This is a genomic window from Lentzea tibetensis, from assembly GCF_007845675.1.
In the GTDB taxonomy this organism is placed as follows: Bacteria; Actinomycetota; Actinomycetes; order Mycobacteriales; family Pseudonocardiaceae; genus Lentzea; species Lentzea tibetensis.
Genome location: NZ_VOBR01000016.1, coordinates 166,173 through 189,854 on the forward strand (window position 1 = coordinate 166,173; position 23,682 = coordinate 189,854).

Annotated in this window: 24 protein-coding genes and 1 other RNA gene; 21 read left to right on the forward strand and 4 right to left on the reverse strand. The window is 70.1% G+C overall.

All coding sequences use genetic code 11. From position 1 onward, the window contains the following. Nucleotides 1–7: 7 nt before the first annotated feature. The 6 genes from cobC to FKR81_RS25045 are packed head-to-tail and all read left to right on the forward strand — an operon-like array spanning nucleotide 8 to nucleotide 5,480. Complete coding sequence (gene cobC, locus FKR81_RS25025) at nucleotides 8–1,000, forward strand: Rv2231c family pyridoxal phosphate-dependent protein CobC (protein ID WP_146354970.1); 993 nt, start codon at nucleotides 8–10, stop codon at nucleotides 998–1,000. Continuing rightward, nucleotides 997–2,142, forward strand: a complete 1,146-nt coding sequence (locus FKR81_RS25030) for a Nif3-like dinuclear metal center hexameric protein (protein WP_146354972.1) — start codon at nucleotides 997–999, stop codon at nucleotides 2,140–2,142. Before cobC ends, FKR81_RS25030 begins: the two co-directional genes overlap by 4 nt. Further along, nucleotides 2,139–2,873, forward strand: a complete 735-nt coding sequence (locus FKR81_RS45175) for a zinc ribbon domain-containing protein (protein ID WP_235921749.1) — start codon at nucleotides 2,139–2,141, stop codon at nucleotides 2,871–2,873. The genes FKR81_RS25030 and FKR81_RS45175 overlap by 4 nt, the downstream gene beginning before the upstream one ends. Next, on the forward strand, nucleotides 2,870–3,973 hold the full coding sequence (locus FKR81_RS45180; protein ID WP_235921750.1) for a bifunctional RNase H/acid phosphatase: 1,104 nt from the start codon (nucleotides 2,870–2,872) through the stop codon (nucleotides 3,971–3,973). The genes FKR81_RS45175 and FKR81_RS45180 overlap by 4 nt, the downstream gene beginning before the upstream one ends. Next, on the forward strand, nucleotides 3,966–4,889 hold the full coding sequence (locus tag FKR81_RS25040; protein WP_146354974.1) for an aldo/keto reductase: 924 nt from the start codon (nucleotides 3,966–3,968) through the stop codon (nucleotides 4,887–4,889). Before FKR81_RS45180 ends, FKR81_RS25040 begins: the two co-directional genes overlap by 8 nt. Continuing rightward, nucleotides 4,890–5,480, forward strand: a complete 591-nt coding sequence (locus FKR81_RS25045) for a hypothetical protein (RefSeq protein ID WP_146354976.1) — start codon at nucleotides 4,890–4,892, stop codon at nucleotides 5,478–5,480. On the opposite strand, the gene FKR81_RS25050 is transcribed toward FKR81_RS25045, so the two are convergent. Next, on the reverse strand, nucleotides 5,394–5,930 hold the full coding sequence (locus tag FKR81_RS25050) for an NAD(P)H-dependent oxidoreductase (RefSeq protein ID WP_146354978.1): 537 nt from the start codon (nucleotides 5,928–5,930) through the stop codon (nucleotides 5,394–5,396). The two genes, FKR81_RS25045 and FKR81_RS25050, sit on opposite strands and share 87 nt — an antisense overlap. A 74-nt stretch (nucleotides 5,931–6,004) precedes the next feature. Between FKR81_RS25050 and rnpB the strand changes: the two genes are divergently transcribed. From rnpB to FKR81_RS25065, 3 genes are all read left to right on the forward strand, one after another. Next, nucleotides 6,005–6,401: RNase P RNA component class A (rnpB, locus tag FKR81_RS25055), an RNA gene on the forward strand. A gap of 17 nt (nucleotides 6,402–6,418) precedes the next feature. Further along, nucleotides 6,419–7,570, forward strand: a complete 1,152-nt coding sequence (locus tag FKR81_RS25060) for a threonine synthase (RefSeq protein WP_146354980.1) — start codon at nucleotides 6,419–6,421, stop codon at nucleotides 7,568–7,570. 151 nt (nucleotides 7,571–7,721) lie between these two features. Then, nucleotides 7,722–9,311 (forward strand): DUF6345 domain-containing protein, encoded by a 1,590-nt coding sequence (locus FKR81_RS25065; RefSeq protein ID WP_146354982.1) that lies wholly within the window; start codon nucleotides 7,722–7,724, stop codon nucleotides 9,309–9,311. Nucleotides 9,312–9,379: 68 nt separating this feature from the next. Here the strand turns inward: FKR81_RS25065 and FKR81_RS25070 are convergent, their stop codons facing one another. Further along, on the reverse strand, nucleotides 9,380–9,604 hold the full coding sequence (locus FKR81_RS25070) for a ParB family protein (RefSeq protein ID WP_235921751.1): 225 nt from the start codon (nucleotides 9,602–9,604) through the stop codon (nucleotides 9,380–9,382). 468 nt (nucleotides 9,605–10,072) lie between these two features. On the opposite strand from FKR81_RS25070, the gene FKR81_RS25075 reads away from it, so the two are divergent. The 12 genes from FKR81_RS25075 (at nucleotide 10,073) to FKR81_RS25130 (ending at nucleotide 21,706) form a co-directional block, all read left to right on the forward strand. Beyond that, a complete protein-coding gene (locus FKR81_RS25075; protein WP_146354986.1) occupies nucleotides 10,073–10,351 on the forward strand; it encodes a hypothetical protein in 279 nt (92 codons plus the stop codon). 3 nt (nucleotides 10,352–10,354) lie between these two features. After that, entirely contained in the window at nucleotides 10,355–10,840 is a 486-nt protein-coding gene (locus FKR81_RS25080) for a hypothetical protein (RefSeq protein WP_186763158.1), read from the forward strand. Next, on the forward strand, nucleotides 10,815–13,676 hold the full coding sequence (locus FKR81_RS25085) for an ATP-binding protein (protein WP_186763159.1): 2,862 nt from the start codon (nucleotides 10,815–10,817) through the stop codon (nucleotides 13,674–13,676). The genes FKR81_RS25080 and FKR81_RS25085 overlap by 26 nt, the downstream gene beginning before the upstream one ends. Continuing rightward, nucleotides 13,673–15,532 (forward strand): hypothetical protein, encoded by a 1,860-nt coding sequence (locus tag FKR81_RS25090; protein ID WP_146354988.1) that lies wholly within the window; start codon nucleotides 13,673–13,675, stop codon nucleotides 15,530–15,532. The genes FKR81_RS25085 and FKR81_RS25090 overlap by 4 nt, the downstream gene beginning before the upstream one ends. A 13-nt stretch (nucleotides 15,533–15,545) precedes the next feature. After that, nucleotides 15,546–16,148, forward strand: a complete 603-nt coding sequence (locus FKR81_RS25095) for a hypothetical protein (RefSeq protein WP_146354990.1) — start codon at nucleotides 15,546–15,548, stop codon at nucleotides 16,146–16,148. Nucleotides 16,149–16,150: 2 nt separating this feature from the next. Beyond that, nucleotides 16,151–17,149, forward strand: a complete 999-nt coding sequence (locus tag FKR81_RS25100) for a C40 family peptidase (RefSeq protein ID WP_146354992.1) — start codon at nucleotides 16,151–16,153, stop codon at nucleotides 17,147–17,149. An 18-nt stretch (nucleotides 17,150–17,167) separates the two neighbouring features. Continuing rightward, the gene (locus FKR81_RS25105) at nucleotides 17,168–17,635 is read left to right on the forward strand and encodes a hypothetical protein (RefSeq protein ID WP_146354994.1); all 468 of its coding nucleotides are present in this window, start codon (nucleotides 17,168–17,170) and stop codon (nucleotides 17,633–17,635) included. Nucleotides 17,636–17,815: 180 nt separating this feature from the next. Continuing rightward, on the forward strand, nucleotides 17,816–18,007 hold the full coding sequence (locus FKR81_RS25110; RefSeq protein ID WP_146354996.1) for a hypothetical protein: 192 nt from the start codon (nucleotides 17,816–17,818) through the stop codon (nucleotides 18,005–18,007). 9 nt (nucleotides 18,008–18,016) lie between these two features. Further along, complete coding sequence (locus FKR81_RS25115) at nucleotides 18,017–19,429, forward strand: RNB domain-containing ribonuclease (protein ID WP_407936550.1); 1,413 nt, start codon at nucleotides 18,017–18,019, stop codon at nucleotides 19,427–19,429. A gap of 364 nt (nucleotides 19,430–19,793) precedes the next feature. Further along, nucleotides 19,794–20,459: an NADPH-dependent F420 reductase gene (gene npdG, locus FKR81_RS25120; protein ID WP_146354998.1), complete on the forward strand. Its 666-nt coding sequence runs from the start codon at nucleotides 19,794–19,796 to the stop codon at nucleotides 20,457–20,459. Then, nucleotides 20,460–21,221, forward strand: a complete 762-nt coding sequence (locus FKR81_RS25125; RefSeq protein ID WP_146355000.1) for a helical backbone metal receptor — start codon at nucleotides 20,460–20,462, stop codon at nucleotides 21,219–21,221. It abuts the gene before it with no gap. 53 nt (nucleotides 21,222–21,274) lie between these two features. Then, nucleotides 21,275–21,706 (forward strand): RICIN domain-containing protein, encoded by a 432-nt coding sequence (locus FKR81_RS25130; RefSeq protein ID WP_146355002.1) that lies wholly within the window; start codon nucleotides 21,275–21,277, stop codon nucleotides 21,704–21,706. Nucleotides 21,707–21,711: 5 nt separating this feature from the next. Here the strand turns inward: FKR81_RS25130 and pip are convergent, their stop codons facing one another. Together pip and panB are read right to left on the reverse strand one after the other, a co-directional pair. Beyond that, entirely contained in the window at nucleotides 21,712–22,659 is a 948-nt protein-coding gene (gene pip, locus FKR81_RS25135; RefSeq protein WP_222598393.1) for a prolyl aminopeptidase, read from the reverse strand. 21 nt (nucleotides 22,660–22,680) lie between these two features. After that, a complete protein-coding gene (gene panB / locus FKR81_RS25140; protein ID WP_146355006.1) occupies nucleotides 22,681–23,544 on the reverse strand; it encodes a 3-methyl-2-oxobutanoate hydroxymethyltransferase in 864 nt (287 codons plus the stop codon). Nucleotides 23,545–23,682 lie beyond the last annotated feature (138 nt).

Consider the following 23,682-nt stretch of genomic DNA (forward strand, 5'->3'; position numbering starts at 1 on the left):
CCGGCCGGTGACCAGCCAGGACCCGCTCCGCCACCACGGGGACGCCGACGCCGCGCCCGGCCTCGCCGACTTCGCGGTGAACGTGCGGGTGCCGCGGCCGCCGAAATGGCTGCGCGACCGGCTGGCCGACGCGCTCGACGACCTGGGGCGCTACCCCACCAAGGACGCCGACCTCGCCGCGCGAGAGGCCGTCGCGGCCCGGCACGGGCGCGGGCGCGACGAGGTGCTGATCCTCAACGGCGCCGCCGAGGGCTTCGCGATGCTGCCGAAGCTCCGGCCGAAGAAAGCCGTCGTGGTGCACCCGTCCTTCACCGAACCCGAGGCCGCGCTGCGCGACGCGGGCATCCCGGTCCATCGGCACCTGCTGAGCGGCGACTACCGGCTCGGCGACGTGCCGGAAGCCGACCTCGTGGTCGTCGGCAACCCGACGAACCCCACTTCCGTGCTGCACAGCAGGCAGACCCTGAAGCGAATCAAGAACCTCGTCGTCGACGAGGCCTTCATGGACGCGATCCCCGGTGAGCCCGAATCGCTCGCCGGAGACGAGAACGTCCTCGTGCTGCGCAGCCTCACCAAGACCTGGGGCCTGGCCGGGCTGCGCGCCGGGTACTTCCTCGGCGACCAGGACACGCTCGCGAAGCTGAGCCACAACCGTCCACAGTGGCCGGTCAACAGCCTGGCCCTGGCGGCGGTCCGCGCGTGCTGCGAACCTGAAGCCCTCGAGGAGACCGAGCGGCTCGCACGAGAAGCCCAAGAGCACGCCGAACAAGCCGCAGAACAGCTCGGCGACCTGGTGGTCGTGCCACCGCGGGCGCCGTTCGTGCTGATCAGAGTGCCCAAGGGGACGAGGGAAGCGTTGCGGGACAAGGGCATCGCGGCCCGGCGCTGCGACACCTTCCCCGGACTGGACGACAACCACCTGCGCGTCGCGATCCGGCCTCCTGAGGAGTTCGCGGTGTTCGTGGACGCGCTGCGGGTAGTGATGGAGGAACTGCGGTGAGCCCCAAGCTGGCCGACGTGATCGCGGCGCTCGAGGCCGTCTACCCGCCGGGGACGGCCGAGAGCTGGGACGCGGTCGGGCTCGTCTGCGGTGACCCCGAAGAACCGGTGACCAAGGTGCTCGTCTGCGTCGACCCGACCGAGTCCACAGTGGACGAAGCGGTGACGACCGGCGCACAGCTGCTGATCGCGCACCACCCGTTGCTCCTCAAGGGTGTCAACGGTGTCCCGGCGAACGACCCCAAGGGCGCGCTGGTTCACAAGCTGATCCGCAACAACGCGGCCCTGTTCTGCGCGCACACCAACGCGGACAGCGCGCTGCCCGGTGTCTCGGACGCGCTCGCGCTGGCCATCGGGCTGACGATCACCGGCCCGCTCACCGCGGCACCCGAGGAACCGCTGCTGGCGCTCACCACGTGGGTCCCGCACGAGTCCGCGGAGAAGGTGCTCGACGCGCTGTTCGCGGCGGGCGCGGGCGACGTCGGCGAGTACCGCGACGTGGCGTGGGTCGACGAGACGCGCGAGCAGTTCCGGCCGACCGGGGGAGCCCAGCCGGTGATCGGTGAGCTGGGCGAGCTGACCAGGCACGACGTGACGCGGGTCGAGGTCGTGCTGGCGCGCGCCAAGCGCACCGCCGTCGTCGAGGCGCTGCTGGCCGCCCACCCGTACGAGCAGGCCGGGTACACGCTGCACGAGTTCGTCGAGGTCCCGTCGAACCGCGGCATCGGCCGCATCGGCGAGCTGGCCGAGGCCGAGCCGCTGCACGTCTTCACCCAGCGTGTCGCGGACGCGCTGCCCGAAACCGCGTGGGGCGTGCGCGCCGCCGGCGACCCCGAGCGCCCGGTCAAGCGGGTCGCGGTGTGCGGCGGCGCGGGCGACAGCTACCTCAAGACCGTCACCCGTGCCGGCGTCGACGCCTACGTGACGGCCGACCTGCGGCACCACCCGGCGAGCGAGCATTTGGCCGCGGGCGGGCCCGCGCTGGTCGACGTGGCGCACTGGGCCAGCGAGTGGCCGTGGTGCGAACAGGCGGCGGACGTGGTGCGCGAGGCCTTCGGCGGTACGGTCCAGGTACTCGTCTCCACGCGCCGGACCGATCCGTGGACCGTCGGTGCGACGAGCCGAACAGGAGGAAATGCGTGAAAGCCGATCCCGCACTCCAGCGCAGGCTGCTCGACCTCGCCGAGGTCGACGCCGAACTGGCGCGTGTGACCCACCGCCGCCGGACGCTGCCCGAGATCGCGGAGATCGCCGACGCGGAGCAGCTCGTGCGAGCGAAGCAGGACGCGCTCGTGCAGATCGAGACCACGCTCGGCGACCTCGACCGCGACTACAAGCGGCAGGAGACCGAGATCGAGCAGGTCCGCGCCCGCGAGGACCGCGACCGCAAGCTCATGCAGTCCGGCAGCGTCGGCGCCAAGCAGCTGACCGACCTCGAGCACGAGCTGGCCACGCTGGAGCGCAGGCAGGGCGTCCTGGAGGACGACCTGCTGGAGCTGATGGAACGCCGCGAGGCCGTCGAGGCGGACGTGCAGCACGCGCGCGTCGAGCTGGACAAGGCGCAGCAGGGCCTGACGGATGCGTCCAAGCGGCGCGACGAGGCGTTCCTCGACCTCGACTCCACCGAGGCGAAGCGCACCGCCGACCGGCAGCTGATGGCCAAGCAGTTCCCCGACGACCTGCTGTCGCTCTACGACAAGCTGCGCCAGCGCGGCATCGGCGCGGCGCTGATCCGGTCCCGCCGCTGCGGCGCGTGCCGCATCGAGATGGACCGCAACGCCGTCTCGAAGCTCAAGGACGCGGCCGCGGACGAGGTCATCCGCTGCGAGGAGTGCGGCGCGATCATGGTCCGCACCGGGGAAAGCGGCCTGTGAGGGTCGTCGTCGAGGCTGACGGCGGGTCGCGGGGAAACCCCGGTCCCGCCGGGTACGGCGCCGTCGTCAAGGACGCGCGCACCGGCGAGCCGCTCGCCGAGCGCAAGGGGTTCATCGGCGTCGCGACCAACAACGTCGCCGAGTACCAGGGCCTCATCGCCGGGCTGCGGGCCGCCGCCGAGCTCGGTGCAGGCACTGTCGACGTGCGGATGGACTCCAAGCTCGTCGTCGAGCAGATGTCCGGCCGCTGGAAGATCAAGCACCCGTCGATGCAGCCGCTCGCGCAGGAGGCGCGGACCGTCGCGCAGCGGTTCGAGTCCGTCAACTACGAGTGGATCCCGCGCGAACGCAACCGGCACGCCGACCGGCTCGCCAACGAGGCGATGGACGGCGAGACCAAGACCGCGGAACCGAAGAGCGCAGAACCGAAGACGGCTGAGCCGAAAACTCAGCCCGGCCCCAAGTCGTGGACCGGCGCGAGCGGCGACCCCACCCGGTTGCTCATCCTGCGGCACGGGCAGACCCGGCTGAGCGTCGAGCGCCGGTACTCGGGCCGCGGCGACCACCCGCTGACCGAGGCCGGGCAGCGGATGGCCGAGCAGGCGGCCGCGCGTCTGTCCAAAGTGGAGGGCATCGCGGCGATCGTGTCGTCCCCGCTCGCACGGGCGAAGCAGACCGCGCAGGCCGTGGCGACCGCCACCGGCGTGGAGCTGGTGACGCACGACGGGCTCATCGAGACGGACTTCGGCGGGTGGGAGGGCCTGACGTTCGCCGAGGCTGGCGAGCGCGACCCGGAGATCCACCGCCGGTGGCTCGGCGACACGTCGGTCGCCCCGCCGGACGGCGAGAGCTTCGACGTCGTGCACCGGCGCGTCCGCAGGGCGCGCGACGAGATCATCGCCCGCTACGGCGGCGCGACGGTCGTCGTGGTCAGCCACGTGACGCCGATCAAGACCTTGCTGCGCATGGCGCTCGACGTCGGCCCGTCGCTGCTGTTCCGGCTGCACCTCGACCTGGCGTCGCTGTCGACCGCCGAGTTCTACCCGGACGGGCACGCCTCGGTGCGCCTGGTGAACGACACCTCGCACCTCAATGCGTGAGGTGCGGCTCGCCGGGTTCACCGCCAGCGCGATCGTCGCGGGCGGGTGGCAGGCGGGCCGCGAGGACTGGGCAGGCATCGACGACGCGGACTCGGTCGCGGCGTACCGGGCGTCGTTCGACGCGGGCGTCACGACGTTCGACACGGCCGAGGAGTACGGCGCGGGCCACAGTGAACGGCTGTTGGGCCAGGCGCTGGGTGGTGTGCGGGACGACGTCGTCATCGCGACCAAGGTGTCCTGGCGCAACCTGACGGCGGCCAAGGTCGCCGAGGCGTGCGAGCGGTCGTTGCGCAACCTCGGCACGGACCGCATCGACCTCTACCAGATCCATTGGCCCGCGGGCACTTTCGGCAGTCCGGTGGTGCCGCTCGAGGAGACGCTCGGGGCACTGGAGGCGCTCAGGGACCAGGGCAAGATCCGCGCGATCGGGGTGTCCAACTTCTCGCGGGAACAGCTCGCGCAGGCGCGGGGCGTCACGCGGATCGACGCCGTGCAGAACCCGTTCTCCCTGTTCTGGCGCACCTACGAGGCTGAAGACCTGTGCCTGATGGCGTACTCGCCGCTCGCGCAGGGCCTGCTGGCCGGCCGGACGGGGCCGTTCGAGCCGGGCGACAACCGCGCGGGCAACCGGTTGTTCCGCGGCGAGAACTTCGCGCGAGCCCAGGCCGCACTCGTCCAGCTGCGGGAGATCGCCGCCGAGCACCGCGTCACGGTCGGGCAGCTCGCGCTCGCGTGGCTGCTCCACCGGCCCCGCGTGTGCGCGGTCGTCGGTGCCCGCACCGCCGAGCAGGCGAGGCAGAACGCCGAGGCAGGCCGGATCGGGCTCGACCCGGCGACGCTGGCGGTGATCAGCGAGATCGGCCGGTCGGTCACGGACCCGATGCGCGAGAAGATCATGTGGGACTGGGAGCTGTAGGTGGACGGCAAGCACATCGCGGCACTGGGAGCGGCGCGGGACACGCACCGCGAGGTGCTCGCGCTGCTGTCCGAGACCGCGCGGTTGTCGTCGTTGCGACCGGAGACCGACGTCCGCTGGAACCCCGAGGACCACGGCATCTACTGGGTCCTCTTCGCCAACGACGGCACCTGGGCCCAGCCGCTGGACGGCTGGATCGAGCTGTGCGTCGCCGACCGGGACGACTGGTCGGCGAAACGGCGCGGCGTGCCCGCGGTGGGCGCGGGGATCGCGCTGTCCGACGAGTACTACGAGGAAGTCCGGTCCGCGCGGTTGAAGGACTGGCGGCGCGATCTGGCGGCCGGTGGCGTCGAGGTCGGCGTGTTCGACCGGTACGTGCGGCTGTGGAGCACCCGGTACCTCACCGACCTGCCGCGCTACGACCAGTCCCGCTACCTGGCCGCCTGGCTGGACGACACCGTGGCGTTCCTGGGCAGGCACTCTCCTGGATCATTTGGCACCGCGCTAGCCGGCCTTGCGCAGCCGGACGGTCGTCAGGGCGCCCGCGAACCGTTCGGCCGCGCCGCGCACGGCGGCCGTGGCCTCGGCTGACAGCACCCCGTGCTCGACGTGCCGGTCGAGCACGAACTCGCCGCGCACCACCTGGTCCGCGCCCTTCGACGCCAGCAACGGGTGCAGCGCGTAGTCCATCGCCACGAGGAAACCCTGGTTGCCACCTGTCGCCAGCGGCAGCACCGCGCGCCCGCGCAACGCCTTCTTCGGCAGCAGGTCCAGCAGTGACTTCACGAGTCCGCTGTACGCCGCGCGGTACACCGGGCTCGCCACGACGATCCCGTCCGCCTTCAGCACGCCGCCCACCGCGTTGCCGATCGCCGGGTCGCGCAGGTCCTCGGTGAGCAGGGAGATCGTCGGCAGCTCCCGCACGTGCAACGTGTGCACGGCGTGACCGGCCTCGCGCAGCAGCTGCTGCGTGCAGCTGACCAGCACGCCCGTCGCCGCGGTCGGCGAAGGCGCACCGGAGATGATCAGGACGTCGGCCACGAGGTCGAGTCAACCAACGGTGGTCGGTCACCGACAAGGGCGTCCACAGCCTGGGATATCCTGTCCGACGCGGATGAGTCGGCAGGGCGGCCGCGGCGAGGCAGTGCTTTCGGGCACGGGCTCGTCGAGGAAAGTCCGGACTCCACAGGGCAGGGTGGTTGTTAACGGCAACCAGGCGCGAGCCTCGGGACAGTGCCACAGAGAACAGACCGCCTGGGTTCGCCCAGGTAAGGGTGAAACGGTGGTGTAAGAGACCACCAGCACCCCTGGTGACAGGGGTGGCTAGGTAAACCCCACCCGGAGCAAGGCCAAGAGGACACCTCGGTGTCTGCGCAGGCGTTCGAGGGCTGCCCGCCCGATGCCTGCGGGTAGGCCGCTAGAGCCTGTCGGCAACGGCAGGCCGAGATGGATGGCCGCCGACTGGGAATTCGTTCCCATGAACAGGATCCGGCTTACATGCCGGCTCATCCGCCTGTATGCATGGGGCCATGGCCTTCAGTCATCTGTCCCATGTGGAATGCCCACGATGCGGTCTGACGCACGACGCGGACACGCTGCTGAACCTCTGTTCGTGCGGCTCGCCGTTGCTGGCCCGCTACGACCTCGCCGGCGTCGAGAAGCCGGACGGGCCGAACTCGCTCTGGCGCTACCACCAGGTGCTGCCGGTCCGTGATCCGGACACCGTCGCCGCCGTGTCCATGGGCGAGGGCATGACCCCGCTGGTGAACCTCCACCGCACCGGGCAGTCGCTGGGCATCACCCTGCTGATGAAGGACGAGGGCCTCGTGCCGACCGGTTCCTTCAAGGCACGCGGAGCGGCCGTCGGCGTCGCCCGCGCACTGGAGCTCGGCGTGCGCGGCATCGCCATGCCCACCAACGGGAACGCCGGCGCCGCGTGGGCGTTGTACGCCGCGCGGGCGGGCATGCGCTCGGTGATCGCGATGCCGCGCGACGCACCGTTGATCACCCGCGAGGAGGTGGAGATCAGCGGCGGCGAGCTCGTCCTCGTCGACGGGGTGATCAGCGACGCGGGCAAGGTGATCGCGGAACGGCTGAAGACCGAGGACCTCTTCGACGCCTCCACGCTGAAGGAGCCGTACCGCATCGAGGGCAAGAAGACGATGGGCTACGAGATCGCCGAGCAGCTCGGCTGGCGCAGCCCGGACGTGATCGTCTACCCGACCGGCGGCGGCGTCGGCCTGATCGGCATCCACAAGGCGTTGCTGGAGATGCGGGAGCTGGGCTGGGTCACCGGCGAGCTGCCCCGGCTCGTCGCCGTGCAGTCGTCGGGCTGCGCGCCGATCGTGAAGGCGTTCGAGTCGGGTGCGGAGACGGCCGAGTTCTGGGAGGACGCGCGGACCATCGCGTTCGGCATCACCGTGCCCAAGCCGATCGGCGACTTCCTGATCCTCGACGCGCTGCGCGAGACCGGCGGCACGGCGGTGGCGGTCGACGACGAGCAGATCCTCGCCGACCAGGCCGAGACCGCCCGGCTCGAAGGCGTGTTCCTGTGCCCCGAGGGCGCGGCCACCATCAGCGCGGTGCGCACGCTGCGCAAGGACGGCTGGATCGCCGACGGCGAGGAGGTCGTCGTCCTCAACACGGGCGCCGGCATCAAGTACCCAGGTATCCGCCTGTAAGTGGCTGGGGCTGGCATCCGCGTTACAGAAATTGGGCTGTTCGAGTGGTCCGGACGGCCCAGCACGCCACGCTCGGTATCACGGGTCACCGGGAACAGCTCCTCCTGGCAAGACGGCGGGCCCTGCACCCGCCGTCGCCAAGGGAGGAAGCATGTCCAGGAAGTTGACCGCGGTGCTGGCCCTGTCCGGCCTGATCACCGCGGGTGCGGCCGGTGTCGAGGCCTCAGCGGCCGAGACCGAGCTGCCCGTGTACGGAGTGAAGAGCGCCGGTCTCGACGACCGGCAGACCGCAGCCCTGCAAAGAGCGTTCGCACTCAAGGACGTCGACAGATCCGAGTACGGCGCGGTGGCCTTCGCCGACGAGGACCGCTACTTGCACGTCCCGAGCGTCGACAGGGGAGAGGGCAAGCCCGGCGAGGACGGCCCGACCGTCCAGACCGCCATCGACGTCGACGGTCTGCGCAGGTTGAAGGCGATCCCCGCGGAGGAAGCCACCAAGCGCGTCCAGGAAGCACTGCGCGGCGCCGGACTCCTGCCGTCCAACGCCACGCCGACCGCCCGCAACACCACGTTCGAGCTCGTCGACGCGAACGGCCGCGCCTCGCTGTCCGCGCCGCTCGACACGGCCGTCAGCTACTCGTTCAGCCTCGACGGCATCCCGCTGGAGGGCGCAGGCGCCAAGCTGCGCGTCGCCTACGACGGCCAGGGCCAGGTCACCGGGCTGTCGCACAGCACGCGTGAGCTGTCCAAGACCGGCAGCGTGCCCGTCTACGACCTCGACCGCGGCCGCGAGCGCTGCGCGAAGGTGTTCGGCGACGGCGTGCGGCCCGGCAAGGTCTCCTACGTCTACGTCGCGCCGCCGCTGGAGGAGAAGGTCGACCGCCTCCTGCCGAGCTTCCGGTGCGAGGGCGTGACCGCCGACGGGTCGCAGGCCCAGGCGATCACGGTGCCGGCCGCGGTCGGGTCGACCCTGCCCGCACCCGACCCCGGCCAGCCGCCGCGCGACACCAGCGCGAAGATCTCGCCGCTCGTCGAGTCCGGTGAGGTCGGCAGCGAGGGCACCGGCAACTGCTCCGGCCTGCCGAACACCTCGGCCAACATCGACTCGTTCAACAACGAGGCCACCGGCCACGGCGTGCCCGTCCAGTTCAGCTGGAAGGACGCCAACGCGTGGGAGAGCGACTTCAAGGACCCGGTGTTCCCCGGCGGTGACGACAGCCACTACGCCGACGACGTCGACCTGACCTACTGGCAGGGCCACGGCTCGCCGACCGGCTTCTACTTCACCGGCTGCTCCAACCACAACGACACCAAGCTCGCCAACACCGACGCGCGGTGGGGCAACCTGGACGTCGAGTGGATGTCGCTGTTCACCTGCCAGATCCTGCAGGACACCAGCGGCGGCCTGACCTGGGCGCAGCGGTGGGCGCAGGCGTTCCGCGGCCTGCACCAGATCAACAGCTTCACGACCGTCTCGTACAACAGCTCCAACCACGGCGGGAAGTACGCGCACTACATGCTGCGCAGCCCGTTCCTCTGGTGGAACAACCCGATGAAGGTCCGCGACGCGTGGGCGCAGGCGTCGATCGACACGCAGCCCGCCGCCGTCATCTGGGCGACCATGGGCCCCGTCTCGAACGGCAACCTGGCGAACTTCAACGACTACTTCCACGGCAAGGGCGCTGTCTCGGCTGACGTCATCTCCTCCGGCGTCTACTGGCGGATCTCGGGCGCCTCGTAACAGACCAACTGGCGGAACCCCCAGAAAGCCGGTGGGGCATCCTCGACGAGGGTGCCCCACCGGCGCGTTCAGCCTCGGCGCGAAGGGCGGCCGGAGGGCATGCGCAGAACCGTCGGGAACGGTTTGCCGTCGTTGTACTTGCGCTCCAGCTCGGCCACGTAGGCGTCGACGGCCGGGTTGACGATGTCGACGAGGCTGCGGATGCCGACCCCCGGTTCCGCCTCGGCGAGGTAGGTCGCGGCCGCACGTGCGCGCTCCAGCACGGAGCTGTCGAAGTTGATCGTCCGCTGCACCCGGCGCCGGGATTGCCGGTCCTCCCCGGTACCCTTGGGCGTGCCTGGAGCGCTAGGGGAGGTTGTGATTCCGTCCACACTTCCGTCCGGCACGGGGTCTGGCTCGAGCATCGGCGAATCTCCTCGGAGTCGTGACTCCGGGCCGCAGTCCCGACGGGTCCGCGAACCGGCCGAACAGGGCACTCAGCTAGTCGGACGATCCTGCGGTTTTGCGCCGCGTACACGGTGGGTGACCAGGGTGTTCGCAGTCGGGTGAACTATGCCAGCGACGGAGAGAATCTTGTTCCGGATGTTCCCCACCGGCGTCTCCTCAGTGATGATGTGCGAGCCAGATTAGACGTAATTCGGCCCGGAGGGAACGTCCTTTTGATCTACAGCCCGCTCAACGACCTTCACCGCTCGTGACGAACTCGTGTTCTACTCGATAGCGCAAACCCCCGGACGGGACCGCGCCCCCTGGAGTACGAAATGATGGCCATCGACCTGGTATCACTCGCGCAGCAACAGCAGCAGGCGCCGGGCACAGGCAACCTTCGTGAGTGGATCCTGGGCAACATCGTCCCGCTGCTCCTGCTCACGGTCGCGCTGCTCCTGCTGTGGCTCGGCGGCGGCAAGGGCGACAACGCCGGTGTCATGCGTCGCCTGGGCGGCGTCATCGTCGCGCTGGCCATCATCGGTCTGGCCGTGACCACCGACGCCGGCAAGACCATCGGGCAGTGGCTCGCCGGCTTGTTCGTCGGCGGGTGACACGTGCGGGTTCGCACTGACGACGAGGTCTACCGGGTCGACGCCGTCTGGCTCGGCCCGCCCAAGGCAACTTTTCCCTGGCGCGCGCGGTACGTCGCGTGGGGCGTCGGCATCCTCGTCTTCCTCGTCGTGCTCACGGTCGAGCGCCGCATGGGGTTCTCGTTCGGCTTCTTCACGACCGCCTGGGCGTTCGTGATCACGATCATCATCACCCGTTTCATCACCGCGCGGATCAGCCACGAGCGGCCACTGAGCGCCGTGGTCACGATGTGGGTCCGCGAGCTCACCGCACCTCGGGAACGCACGGCAAGCACCGGCGGAGCGGCCAGCGCCGCCCGCATCAGGGTCAACCCCCAGCGGCCTCGCCCACGGGACACGAAACGGGCGAGAACGCAGGCACGCAAGCGGGTCGAGGCCCAGCACCGCCGGACGTCAGTCAGCCGTAAGTCGAAGGAGGTTCGCGGTGTTCGGACGCCGACGAGACCGTGATCGTCGATCCGCGCAGCACATCGCCCAGCACGCGGCTGCCGCGGACCCGCGGAACCAGAGGTCTGCCACCTACAGCAAGCGCGGCCGCAGGCTCCCCGGCGAGCAGTCGGTGCCGAGCTACACGCCGTCGATCTCCGCGCGGAGCATCGACGGGCACCTGCTGCGCACCGGCCAGGAGGTCTACGCCTGGTACAAGCTGGCACCGCAGCGCTGGTCGTTCCGCTCGGACTCGCAGCGCCAGGACCTGATCGCCGCGATCGCGGGCCAGTACGCCGAGCTGCAGGGCCGCTGGATGCACCTGCGGGTCACCACCCGCCCGTACCCGATCCGCATGTGGGCCGAGGCGCACGTGCACAACGCGGTGAAGCGGCTCCCGGACACCCCCGGCACGCTCACGTTCGACGACTACATGGTCGGCGAGCAGCAGCAGCTGATGGGCCGCTCCATGGCGGAGAAAGAGGTCTACCTGGGCGTCCAGGTGCAGACCCGCAACATGATGGACCGCGCCGTCGAACGCGCCGCGCCCGTGCTGCGCAAGGTCTTCCCGGACGCCGTCGACGCCGAGCTCGTCGCACTGGACAGCGAGGTCGAGCACCTCGACCAGGTCATCGGGTCGGCCGGTCTGGACGGACGCCCGGCGACGGCCGAGGAGATGTCCTGGCTGATGCACCGGTCGTGCTCGCTCGGCCTGCCCGCGCCGCGCAACCTGCCCGCCGTGCCGGGTGCGGCGTGGGAGCCGGAGGACCTGGCGTCGTTCACCGACGCGGCTGATTTCCACCAGGAGCCCTACTCTCCGACGGTCACCGTGCGTGGCCGCACCGGCTCGAACGCGGGCATCAAGCGGCATGTCGCGGTGCTCACCGTCGGGCTGATGCACGGCCTGCAGATCCCCGAGTCCGACGACCCGTGGGTGCAGCGCGCGGACCGGCTCCCCGCCTCCGTCGAGTGGTCGGCGCGCATCTACGTGCGCAGGCCCGAGGAGGTGGGCGGCGAGCTGCAGCGGCAGATGAACAAGGTCCGCTCGCAGGTCCGCCACTACACCGACGAGCACGAGCTCGAACCGCCGCAGTCGCTCGCCCGCCAGGCTGGCCGCGTGCTGGAGATCGACGACGAGATGACGTCGGGCTTCACCGCGATGGGCACCCGCGTGCGCTCGTGGTGGCGCATGGCCGTGTCCGGGCCGACCGAGCGGGACGCGCTGCGCCTCGCGCAGTCGTTGCTCGACCTGTACAAGCCGAAGGTCGCGATCGAGCACCCCGAGGCGCAGTACGCGATCGCCCGCGAGTTCATCCCCGGCGAGCCGCTGTCCTCCGGTGCGTACCTGCGCCGCGGGTCGGTGCTGTGGGCGGCTTCGGCCGTGCCCACCGCGACCGCCGAGGTCGGCGACCGGCGAGGCATCCTGCTCGGCGAGACGTGCACCGCGACCCGGCGCCCGGTGGCGTGGGACCCGTGGATGGCGCAGGAGCTGCGCGACGCGTCCGGCCTGACGGCGATGGTCGCGGGCCTGGGTGCCGGTAAGTCGTTCCTCGGCGGCGGCATCGTCTACAAGACGTTGCGCTCCGGCGCGCACTGGACGTTGCTCGACCCGTCCGGCCCGCTCGCCGCGTTGTGCGACCTGCCGGAGCTGCGCCCGTACGCGCGGCCGATCAACCTGCTCAACGCCCAGCCCGGCATCCTCAACCCGTACCGCGTGGTGGCCGAGCCGATGCTCGAGCACTTCATGGACGAGGAAGACCCCGAGCGCGCGTGGCGCCGCGAGAAGGCGCTGGCCGCGGCGACGCGTCGTCGTCTCGTGCTCGACGTGCTCACCGGCCTGCTGCCGTTCGAGGTGGCTCGGCTCCCGCAGACGCGCATCGTGCTGCTGCGCGCCGTCCGCACCGTCGGTGGCCGCTTCGACGCGCACCCCGGCCTGGTGTTCGAGGCGCTGCGGCGGGACGCGTCGGAGCACCACGAGCACGCCGTCGTCGTCGCGGACTTCCTCGACGAGATGCGCGAGCGCATGTCGTTGCTCATCCCCGAGGAGAACCTCGACCCGTACGACGAGGTGCGCGACGACCGGCTCACCGTCCTCACCATGGCGGGCCTCAACCTGCCGAAGGACGGCGTCGGCCGCGAGCACTGGACGGACGCGGAGTCGCTCGGCGTCGAGATGCTGAACCTGGCCGCGTGGCTCACCCAGCGCTCGATCTACGAGAAGCCGAAGGACCAGCGCAAGGGCGTCTGGATCGACGAGGCGTTCTTCCTGTCCGAGGTGCCGACCGGCCGCGTGCTGATGAACCGCTTCGCGCGTGACTCGCGCAAGTGGAACGTCCGCGTGCTGCTGTCGTCGCAGATCCCCGCGGACTTCCTGAAGATCCAGGGCTTCGTGACGCTGCTCGACTCGGTCTTCGTCGGCAGGCTCGACGACGACCAGGCGCAGGCGGACGCGTTGCGGCTGCTCAAGGTGCCGATCGGTGCCGGGTACGAGCAGGTCGTCGCGTCGCTGGGCCGTCGTCCCGGTGGGGAGCGCAACCAGTCCGAACGCGACCGCGCGCCGAGGCAGTTCATCTTCGGCGACGGCGCGGGTGGCGTGGAGCGCATCCGCATCGACTTCAGCGGCCCGCACCTGGAGCACCTGCGCAACTCGCTCGACACGACCCCGGACGCGCTGCGCGACCGCGGCACCGAGGTCCCCGACGAGCAGATCTCGTCTCCGCAGCTGCCGGCCGCCCACTACGCGTCGGACGAGCTGGACGACGAGCTCGCCGCCGACCTCGAGCTCGGGATGGGAGACGAGCAGCTGGTCGGGCACGGTGACACCGGGAACGGCAGGCACGGCAGGGAAGGCATCGCATGACGATCCTCCTGGTCGTCCTGGCCCTCGCCGCCGCGCTTCACGCGCGGCGGCGGTTCAAACGACGGCCGTCTCCGCGCACCCGTGCGCTGCTGGCGGTCATCGCGGTGCTGGGCCTCCAGGTCGTCATCGGCGCGCCCGCCGCTCATGCGGCCGAGTGCGGCGAGGCGCCGAACCCCGAGCGCCCCGGATCCGGCATGGTCGGCGCACTCGACCCGCCGATCGGCAACGGCCTCCCCGGCACGCCGTACCTGGACTTCGGGTACGCCGGCATGGTCTGGCACACCTATCAGAAGGAGTGCCTGAAGCTCCCGGACGCGAACGCGGTCATCGACACGTGGGCGGGCAACGAGCTCTTCAACGTCGGCAAGAACATCGTCGGCGCCACGAACGCGCTGCACTACACCGTGATGGGCAAGGGCCTGCTGGTTCCGCTCGACGACGCGGTCAAGTCCGGCGTGCAGAAGGTGTACGACAACGTCTACCTGCGCTGGTTCGGGCTCGTCGCGCTGGTGCTCGCGGTGCTGATGTTCCGCCAGATCTGGAGCGGCGACCTCGCCGCGATCAGCAAACGCGGGCTCTGGGCACTGGCCGCGATGTGGCTCGCCACGTCGACGCTGGCGCTGCCGCAGTTCTACAACCTCCTCGACAACACGCTGGTCTCCAAGACTTCGGAGATCCAGGCGGGGTTCATCGAGTCACCTGAGGACCAGGGCACGCTGCACGTCCTGCCGAGCAAGCTGCACGACGCGGTCGTCTACCAGAGCTGGCTGCGCGGCGCGTTCGGCGCACCGGACGCACCGCAGGCCGCCGAGTTCGGGCCCAAGATCCTCAAGACGCAGGCGTGGACCCGTGAGGAACTGGCCCAGCACAAGGACGGCGACCAGGCCGCGCTCGACGCGAAGAAGAACGAGTGGAAGGCCATCGTCGACGGCGGCCAGCTCGGTCCCACGCGCGGCATCTTCATCGGCGCGGACGGCAGCCGCACGGGCTCCGGCTTCCTCGCCCTGCTCCAGGCCGTGGCGTTCTCGCTGTTCCAGTTGTTCGCCAAGGCCGCTGTCCTGCTGGCACAGCTGCTGCTGCGGGTGCTGACGCTCGCCGGACCGCTCATCGGTCTCGTCGCGCTGCTCCACCACGACCTGTTGCGCAAGGTCGGCCGCGCGGTCGCCGTGACGGTGTTCAACGTGCTGATCCTGGCCGTGCTGGCCGGTGTGCACGCGCTGCTGCTGCAGGCGATCTTCAACGCCACGGGATTGTCCTTGCTCGCGAGGACGTTGCTGGCGCTGATGCTCACCCTGGTGTGCTTCGCGATCGGCAAACCGTTGCGCCGCATGTGGCAGATGGTCGAGGTGTCCGTCGGCTCGGCGAGCAACATGCTGCCCATGAGCGGTGGCATGTGGTCGCGGTTCCGCGGCAGGAAGGGCCAGCAGGGCCCGTCGCCGCAGGACGAGTTCTGGGACCACGTCAGGGATTCCGACCAGGAAGGCGACGAGCCGCAGCGCCGCCGCCGCGTCCGGCCGGAGGCCGCGAACCCGGTCATGGCGACCGCGGAGCGGCTGGACCGGGGCGACCCGAACTACCCGCGGGTCGCGGCCGCTGGGGACGGCTACCACGCGCTGGCTGGCCGGGGCCCGAACGCTCCGGCGCTCCCGTCCGGCCGGTCGCGGGCGGTCGACACGGTGCCGGTCGCGGACCAGAGGTGGGACCGGGTCGACGACGCGGTGCTGGTGCCGTCCCGCACGAACGGCTACGTGCTACCCCCGTCGGAACCGCGAAGGGCGGAGACGGAAACCGTTGCGGGACGCCAAGTTCACGTGATCTACCGACCGTCGCGCGGACTCGAAGTCCGGGACAACTGAGAGGGGGACGCAGATGCCGATCCGGACCAACCGCGGCCGGGCCGCGGTCTACCGCACGCTGTGGGGCTGGCCCTTGCGTTCACCCACGCACCTGGTCATCGCGATCATCGGGTTCGGCGTGCTCGTCATCGCGCTCGGCGTGATCGTCCCCCGCGTGCTCGACAACAAGCCGGCGTCGCAAAGCGGAGCCACCGCTGTGTCGTCCAGCACGCAGCCGAACCAGGTGGGCGTGCTGCCGTCGAGCGGTCAGTCGAACCTGCCGACGAAGCTGCCCAGCCCGGTGAACTCCGCGTCCGCCGCTCCGCCGCAGAGCGACGCGCAGCTCGTCGCCGAGCTGTGGGCCGAGACGTGGATCAAGCCGCCGCCGAACAACGACGTCAACAAGTGGCTCGAGGAGCTCAAGCCGTACACGACGGACGAGTTCCTGGCGCACATGGCGACCATCGACCCGCAGAACGTGCCGGACAAGATCACCGAGAAGGTCAAGGCCGTGAAGTCGACGACCAGCTCGATCGACTTCGAGGTCGGCACGGACGTCGGCAAGGTCCGGATCACGCTGATCAAGGTCCAGCCTGACGGGAAGTGGCGCGTCAACAGCTACACGAAGGCGGACTGACCATGCGCCTTTTCCTGCTGATCAGCGCGGTGGTCGCGGTGATCGCGATCGTCGTGACGTCCGGTGTCGCCACGGTCGTCAACAACAGCACCAACGAGCAGGCGCACCTCGCCATCGCGCGCGTCGGCTGCACCGCGTCCATCGGGCCGTGGGACAGCGGCGGCGCGGACAAGGGCCGCCAGGACGCGTCGCGGCTCAACGACGAGCAGCGCAACATCGTCGCGCGGATCATCTCGATCGGGCAGGAGCGCAAGCTGCCGCCGCTCGCGTGGCAGGTCGCGATCCAGGCGGGCATGACCGAGTCCGGGCTGCGCCCGCTGAACTACGGCGACCGCGACTCGCTCGGCATCTTCCAGATGCGCCCGTCGATGGGCTGGGGCACCCCGGCACAGGTGACGGACCCGACCTACGCGATCAACAAGTTCTACGACGTGATGCTGAAGCTGCCGGACTGGGAGACCCGCCGTCCCGGTGACACGGCGCAGAACGTGGAGCGGTCGGCGTTCCCGGACCGGTACCACAACTGGGAGGCCATGGCGGCGTTCCTGCTGGGCGAGCTGGGCAACGTCCAGGACCCGGCGGGCTGCGGCTCGGGCGCGGGCCAGTTCCTCGTGGCGTCGGCGGCGGCCTCGACGGCGATCGACTTCACGAAGCAGCAGCTGGGCGAGCCGTACCTGTGGGGCGGCAACGGCCCGGACGCGTGGGACTGCTCGGGCATCCTCGTGAAGGCCTTCGCCGCGGCGGGCATCAAGATCCCGCGCGTCGCGAACGACCAGTACCGCAAGGGCGGCGCGTTCCTGCCGGTGCGCGACGCGCAGCCGGGCGACCTGCTGTTCTGGGCGTACGACCGGAGCAACCCGGAAACGGTGCACCACGTGGGCATGTACCTCGGCAACAACGAGTACATCCACGCACCGCAGACGGGTGATGTGGTGAAGATCAGCAAGATCAATTGGGACTATGCAGAGTTGATGCCACAGGCCGTCCGGCCGGGCGTGTAGTTCGCGTGGGAGGCGCTCATGTTCACACCCGACCCCATCCCCAGGCCCTCCGGTCCACCCGCGTCCAGCACACCCCTCCGCGACTACCTCGCGGGCGGGCGGCCGGGCGTGGACCAGACCTACGCGGTCATCCCGCGCTCGCTGGCCGAGACCATGCCACTGCCGTGGCAGCAGCAGATGGTGCACCTGATGGCGGAGTTCCACCGGACGTACGGCCACCTGACGTGGCCCGCGTACCGCGTGATCCCGTCCCGCCACGAACGCCTCGTCGACCTGGACGAGGACCAGCTGGCCGAGGTCGGCGTGATCATGGAGATCGACTCCGACGGTGATCTCGTGTACCGCGAGCGCACCGGCAGGCCGATCGAGAACGCCGAGGACCGCACGGTGCTCGTGTCCTGCCTGGACCCGATCCCGTCGTCCTACGCGAACGCCAACGACTCGACCCCGCCGCGGGGTTTCCCGCAGCCGAAGCTCAACGCATGATCAGGTGCTGCGCGAGATCGCGTCGGTGTCTGGACTGAGTCATTTCGCGTGGTTCGGCGCCCCCCTTGGGCGCCGAACCACGCGAAATCACGAGGGAAGACATCGACCTTCAGGCGATCTCGCCGCCGCGCCGGAGGCGCGGCCATTGATACCGACGTCTTCGCCTATAGCCTTGTGCGCATGGGTGACGACGGCTGGTGGTACTGCCTGACGCACGGCGCGGTCGAGAACACCCGGCGCTGCCGGGGAGCCGACCGGATGGGTCCGTATCCGGACAAAGCCACCGCAGAGCGCGCTCTGGAGATCGCCCGCGAGAAGACTCGCGCGGCCGACGAGGCCGATCACAAGTGGCGTGACGACAACGACGACTAAGGTGGCGGCGTGGCCTCCTTGGTGATCCGTACGGGCCGCGCCGAGCTGGACTTCCAGGGCATCCGCACGGAGTTCGGACTGCCACAGGAGTTTCCCGCTGCCGCGCTGGCCGAGGCAGAACGAGCGGTCTCCCGCACACCGGGCGACCGCGAAGACGCGACCGACATCCCCCTGGTCACGATCGACCCGCCGGGAGCGAAAGACCTGGATCAGGCGCTCTGCGTGCTGCGCACACCCACCGGCTTCCGCGTGCACTACGCGATCGCGGACCTGGGCGTGTTCGTCTCTCCTGGCGGCCCCATCGACACCGAGGTGCGCCGCAGAGGCCAGACCCTCTACCTCCCGGACGGCAACGTCCCACTGCACCCGACCGTCCTGTCCGAGGGCGCCGCGTCACTCCTGCCGACGGTGGTGCGCCCGGCGGTCCTGTGGACCTTCGAGTGCGCCCCGGACAGTGAGCCGACCTCAGTCCGCGTGCGCCGCGCCCTGGTCCGCTCACAGGCCCAGTTCGACTACGAGTCCGTGCAAGCCTCGTTCGACGCCGGCACCCCGCACCCGTCAGTCGAGGCACTAGCCGAGTTCGGCCAGCTGCGCCGGGAGCGCGCCCAGGAACGCGGCGCGGTGGAGCTGCAACTCCCCGAGCAGGAGATCGCCCCCAACGGCAACGGCCAGTGGAAACTCCTGATCCGCCCGCGCGTGCAGGTGGACCAGTGGAACGCCGAGATCTCCCTGCTGACGGGCATGTCGGCGGCCAAGATCATGCTCGACGCACGAGTCGGCATCCTGCGCACCCTCCCGGACGCCGATGCAGAGGCAGTGGACGCCCTGCGCCGCTCCGCTCACTCACTGGGCGTGCAGTGGCCGAACGGTGCCTCGCCGGGCCGCATGCTCGCGGGCCTGGACCCCTCCCGCCCCGAGTCACTGGCCCTGTTCGTCGACGCGACCAGACTCCTGCGCGGCGCGGGCTACACCGCTTTCGCGGGCTCGCTGCCCGAGGTAACCACCCACGCGGGTCTCGCCGCGCCGTACACGCACGTCACCGCACCACTCCGCCGCCTGGTCGACCGCTTCGCCACCGAGGTCTGCCTCGCGGTGACCGCAGGCGAAGAGGTCCCCGAGTGGCTGCGCACCGCCTTGCCGCTCCTCCCGTCGCTGATGGGCACCTCGGACACGCTCGCGTCCAAGGTGGAGCGCGCCTGCCTGGACCAGGTCGAGGCCTGGGTGCTGGTGGACCGCGTGGGCGAGGACTTCGACGCGGTGGTGCTGCGGGCCGGTGAGTCCGAAGCGGACGTGTTCGTGGCGGAGCCCCCGGTTATGGGCAAGTGCCAGGGTTCCGAGCTCCCCGAAGGCGAACGCATCAGGGCACGCCTGGTGGAGGCAGACCCGGAAAACCGCCGAGTCGCCTTCAAACGCATCCCGTAAGCCAAGCCGGCGATTGCCGAAGGCACGAAGCCGAAGGCGAGCCGTCCCAAGCTTGTAGTGCCGAAGGCCACGAAGCCGAAGGCGAGCACCCCAAGCCCGCGAAGCCGGAGGCGAGCCGACCAATGAAACCAGTGGGTGGTGGGGTCTCCGTACGGCGCAGGCGAAGCCCTGCCGCATTTCGAGGGTGGGGTCAAGACGTCTTTTTGTCTTGACCCCACCCTCGAAATGTGGCTGCCTCTGGTGCGTCGTACGGAGACCCCACCACCAAAGCAACCATCTACGGAAACCAGCCCGAGGCCTCCGCCGGAGGCGAAGTCCGCAAGCCGCCGGACGCCACAAGACAGCCCCGTGTGAAGATGCGAGGGTGACTGAGATTCGAGAGCTCACCGTCGGCGTCCTGGGCGGCACGGGTGCACAGGGCAAGGGCCTGGCCATCCGCTGGGCCAAGGCCGGCGTCAAGGTGGTCATCGGCTCCCGCAGCGCTGAACGAGCCCAGCTCGCGGCGAAGGAGATCACCGAGACAGCGGGCGGCGAGGTCACCGGCACGGACAACGTGGAGTGCGCGGCGAGCTCGGACATCGTCCTGGTAGCGGTCCCGTGGGACGGCCACAGCGACCTCCTGGCAAGCCTGCGCGACCAGCTGGCCGGCAAGATCGTGATCGACTGCGTGAACCCGCTGGGCTTCGACAAGCAGGGCCCGTTCGCCCTCCCGGTGCCAGAAGGCTCGGCAGCCCAGCAGGCGGAGGCCCTCCTCCCTGAGTCCAAGGTGACGGCAGCCTTCCACCACGTGTCGGCCGTACTGCTGGCAGACCTGTCCATCCCCCAGGTCGACATGGACGTACTGGTGCTGGGCGACGACCGAGAGGCGACGGACACCGTCCGCGAGCTGGCCGAACTGGTGCCGGGCTTCCGCGGCGTCTACGGCGGCCGCCTGCGCAACGCCCACCAGGTCGAGGCGTTCACGGCGAACCTGATCGCGATCAACCGCCGCTACAAGACCCACGCCGGCCTGAAGATCACGGGCGTCTAGGTGCTCCCGGTCGACGACCTCGGTGAACCGGTACCGCTGGACTCGCCACGACGAGTGGTGAGCCTGGTCCCGTCCATCACCGAGGCCGTCGCCGCCACGGTCCCGACCGTCCTCATAGGCGCCACGGACTACTGCACGCACCCGGCAGACCTGGACGTCGACCGGGTGGGCGGCTCGAAGTACCCCGACATCGCGAAGGTACTGGCGCTGAACCCGGACCTGGTGATCGCGAACTCCGAGGAGAACCGCCCGGAGGACGTCGACCGGCTGCGCGCGAACGGCATCCCGGTGTGGGTGACGGAAGCCCCGGCCACCGTCCCCACCGCACTGGCGAGCCTGCGCCGCTTCTTCGGCACCGCCTGGGACGCGGAACCGGACTGGCTGATCAAGGCCGAGGACCTGTGGCGCGAAACCACGCCCACCAAGCGAAAAGCCGTCATCCCGGTGTGGCGCAGGCCGTGGGTCGTGATCGGCCGCGACACCTTCGCGGGTGACGTCCTGCACCGCCTCGGCGTCGAAAACGTGTACGCACAAAGCGAGGAGCGCTACCCGCGGCCGACCCTGGCCGAGATCAACGCGACCGAGCCCGATCTGGTCGTCCTCCCGGACGAGCCGTACCTGTTCACCCACGAGGACGGCCCGGAGTCGTTCCCCGGTCTGCCCTACGTGCTCGTGAACGGCCGTCACCTGACCTGGTACGGCCCGTCGCTGGTCGAGGCGAGGGAAAGTCTCACGAATGCGCTGAATTACGTTAATAGTTGACGACCAGTGCCCCGTGAGCTGCCAAGGTGGTCCCCGGAAAGGGGATCCACACCATGCGCAAACTCATCACGGTGGCCGCGGCCACCGCCTTCGCCACGGCCCTGTTCGTGGCACCGGCCCACGCCGACCCGGTCGTGCACTACCGGGCCGCGGGCACGAACCTCTGCCTCGACGACAACGGCACGCAGGTCAGCGTGTTGCCGTGCAACAGGTCCGACCGGCAGAGATGGTTACTGCCGGTCGGCGGCGACCTCTCGGACCGGCCGCGCAACATGGCGACAGGCAGGTGCCTGACGGCCCGTCCGACAGGTCAGGTCCTGACCGTCGCGTGCGACGCGTCGGGCTTCCAGCGCTGGCGCCGTGAGCCGCGCGAGAACGAGTTCCGGTTCCACAACCTCGGCACGAACAAGTGCCTGGTGGGCACCCGCGGGGTGACGGTCCAGCCGTGCACCCCGCAGACCCAGCGCTGGAGCGCGTTCTACTAGCGGTTCTACTGGCGGAACTTGTCCGTCGCGGCCAGCAGTGCCGCGAGGATGCCGGGCTCGCTGTACGCGTGCCCGGCATCCGGGACCATCACCAGCTCCGCAGACGGCCACGCCTTGTGCAGGTCCCACGCGGTGATCGGGGGAGTGGCCCCGTCATAGCGCCCCTGCACGATCACGCCGGGGATGTCCGCCAACCGGTGCGCGTCGCGGATCAGCTGCCCCTCCGACAACCAGGCGGCGTTGCGGAAGTAGTGGTTCTCGATCCGGGCGAACGCCAGCGCGTACGTCGCCTCGGCGAACTCGGCGACGAGCGCGGGGTTCTCGATCAGCGTGACCGTCGCGCCTTCCCAGCTGCTCCACGCCACCGCGGCAGGCCCGTGCACGGCCGGATCGGGGTCGGCGAGCAGCTCGGCGTAGACCTCGATCGGGTCCTCGGCGCGCCGGTCGAGCGGAATGGGCTCGAGGAACTTGTCCCACCACTCGGGGAACAGGTTGGCCGCCCCGCCGCGGTAGTACCAGTCCAGCTCGCTCTGCCGGATCGTGAACACACCGCGCACGATCAGCTCGGTGACCCGCGAGACGTGCGTCTCCGCGTAGGCCAGCGCGAGCGAGCTGCCCCACGACCCGCCGAACACCTGCCACCGCTCGATGCCCAGGTGCGCGCGCAGCAGCTCCATGTCGGACACGAGGTGCCACGTCGTGTTGGCGTGCAACGACAACGACGAGGAGGCGTGCGGCGTCGACCGTCCACAACCGCGCTGGTCGAAGAGGACGATCCGGTACGCGGCCGGGTCGAAGAGCCGGCGATGGCCGGGCGAGCTACCGCCGCCCGGCCCGCCGTGCAGGAACACCACGGGCTTGCCGGACGGGTTACCGCTGGTCTCCCAGTAGACCTGGTGACCGTCGCCCACGTCCAGCAAGCCCGACTCGTACGGTTCGATCTCCGGATACATGGTCCGGATCGTGCCGGACGATCAGTGGAAGGTGTGCTCCGGGCCGGGGAACTGGTGGCCGCGGACCTCGTCGGCGAACGTCTTGGCCGCACCCAGCATCACGTCCGCGATGTTGGCGTAGCGCTTGACGAAGCGCGGGCCCTTGCCCCGGCGCAGGCCCATCATGTCCTGCCACACGAGCACCTGGGCGTCGGTGTCCGGACCGGCGCCGATGCCGACGGTCGGGATCTTGAGGTCGTGCGTGATCTGCTTCGCGACCTCGGACGTCACCATCTCCAGCACGACCGCGAACGCACCGGCCTCCTGGACGGCGTGCGCGTCGGCGACGACGGCGTCGAACGCGCCGTTGCGGCCCTGCACGCGGTAGCCGCCGAGCTGGTGCTCGGACTGCGGCGTGAAACCGATGTGCGCCATGACCGGGATGCCCGCGGCGACGATCGCCCTGATGTGCGGCGCGAAGTAGGCGCCGCCCTCCAGCTTGACCGCGTGCGCCTGGCCTTCCTTCATGAACCGCACCGCGGTGGCGACGGCCTGTTCCACGGACACCTGGTAGGAGCCGAAGGGCAGGTCGGCGATCACGAGGGAGTGCTTGACCGAGCGGCTGACCGCGCGCACGAGCGGAATCAGCTCGTCCACGGTCACCGGCAGGGACGTCTCGTTGCCGTAGACGTTGTTGGACGCCGAGTCACCCACCAGGAGCACGGGGATGCCGGCCTCGTCGAAGAGCTCCGCCGTGTACATGTCGTAGGCGGTGAGCATGGGCCACGCCTCGCCGCGTTCCTTCATCTCACGCAGGTGGTGGATGCGTACTCGCTTGGCGGGGGCAGCAGGAGACTTACCAGACGCGCCGTTGCCGTACGGCGCGGAGACTTCGGCAGTGGTCATCGTCGACCGTTCCTTTCCTCGAGGCCCGCTACGCGGGTCCCCGGGCGCTGTTGCACGGTTGCCGATACAAGCGTGACAGCAGTCGGGACGAAGCGACACCCGGTGCGAGTAGCCTCACAACGCGGCCTGCTCACCGAC

Excerpts from the sequence above, each read along its gene's own strand:
- FKR81_RS25075 (WP_146354986.1), top strand. The coding sequence starts at position 10,073 with ATGATGGCCATCGACCTGGTATCACTCGCGCAGCAACAGCAGCAGGCG.
- FKR81_RS25100 (WP_146354992.1), top strand. The coding sequence starts at position 16,151 with ATGCGCCTTTTCCTGCTGATCAGCGCGGTGGTCGCGGTGATCGCGATC.
- FKR81_RS25105 (WP_146354994.1), top strand. The coding sequence starts at position 17,168 with ATGTTCACACCCGACCCCATCCCCAGGCCCTCCGGTCCACCCGCGTCC.
- panB (WP_146355006.1), bottom strand. The coding sequence starts at position 23,544 with ATGACCACTGCCGAAGTCTCCGCGCCGTACGGCAACGGCGCGTCTGGT.
- FKR81_RS25065 (WP_146354982.1), top strand. The coding sequence starts at position 7,722 with ATGTCCAGGAAGTTGACCGCGGTGCTGGCCCTGTCCGGCCTGATCACC.
- FKR81_RS25110 (WP_146354996.1), top strand. The coding sequence starts at position 17,816 with ATGGGTGACGACGGCTGGTGGTACTGCCTGACGCACGGCGCGGTCGAG.
- FKR81_RS25095 (WP_146354990.1), top strand. The coding sequence starts at position 15,546 with ATGCCGATCCGGACCAACCGCGGCCGGGCCGCGGTCTACCGCACGCTG.
- FKR81_RS25060 (WP_146354980.1), top strand. The coding sequence starts at position 6,419 with ATGGCCTTCAGTCATCTGTCCCATGTGGAATGCCCACGATGCGGTCTG.
- FKR81_RS25130 (WP_146355002.1), top strand. The coding sequence starts at position 21,275 with ATGCGCAAACTCATCACGGTGGCCGCGGCCACCGCCTTCGCCACGGCC.
- FKR81_RS25090 (WP_146354988.1), top strand. The coding sequence starts at position 13,673 with ATGACGATCCTCCTGGTCGTCCTGGCCCTCGCCGCCGCGCTTCACGCG.
- FKR81_RS25040 (WP_146354974.1), top strand. The coding sequence starts at position 3,966 with ATGCGTGAGGTGCGGCTCGCCGGGTTCACCGCCAGCGCGATCGTCGCG.
- pip (WP_222598393.1), bottom strand. The coding sequence starts at position 22,659 with ATGTATCCGGAGATCGAACCGTACGAGTCGGGCTTGCTGGACGTGGGC.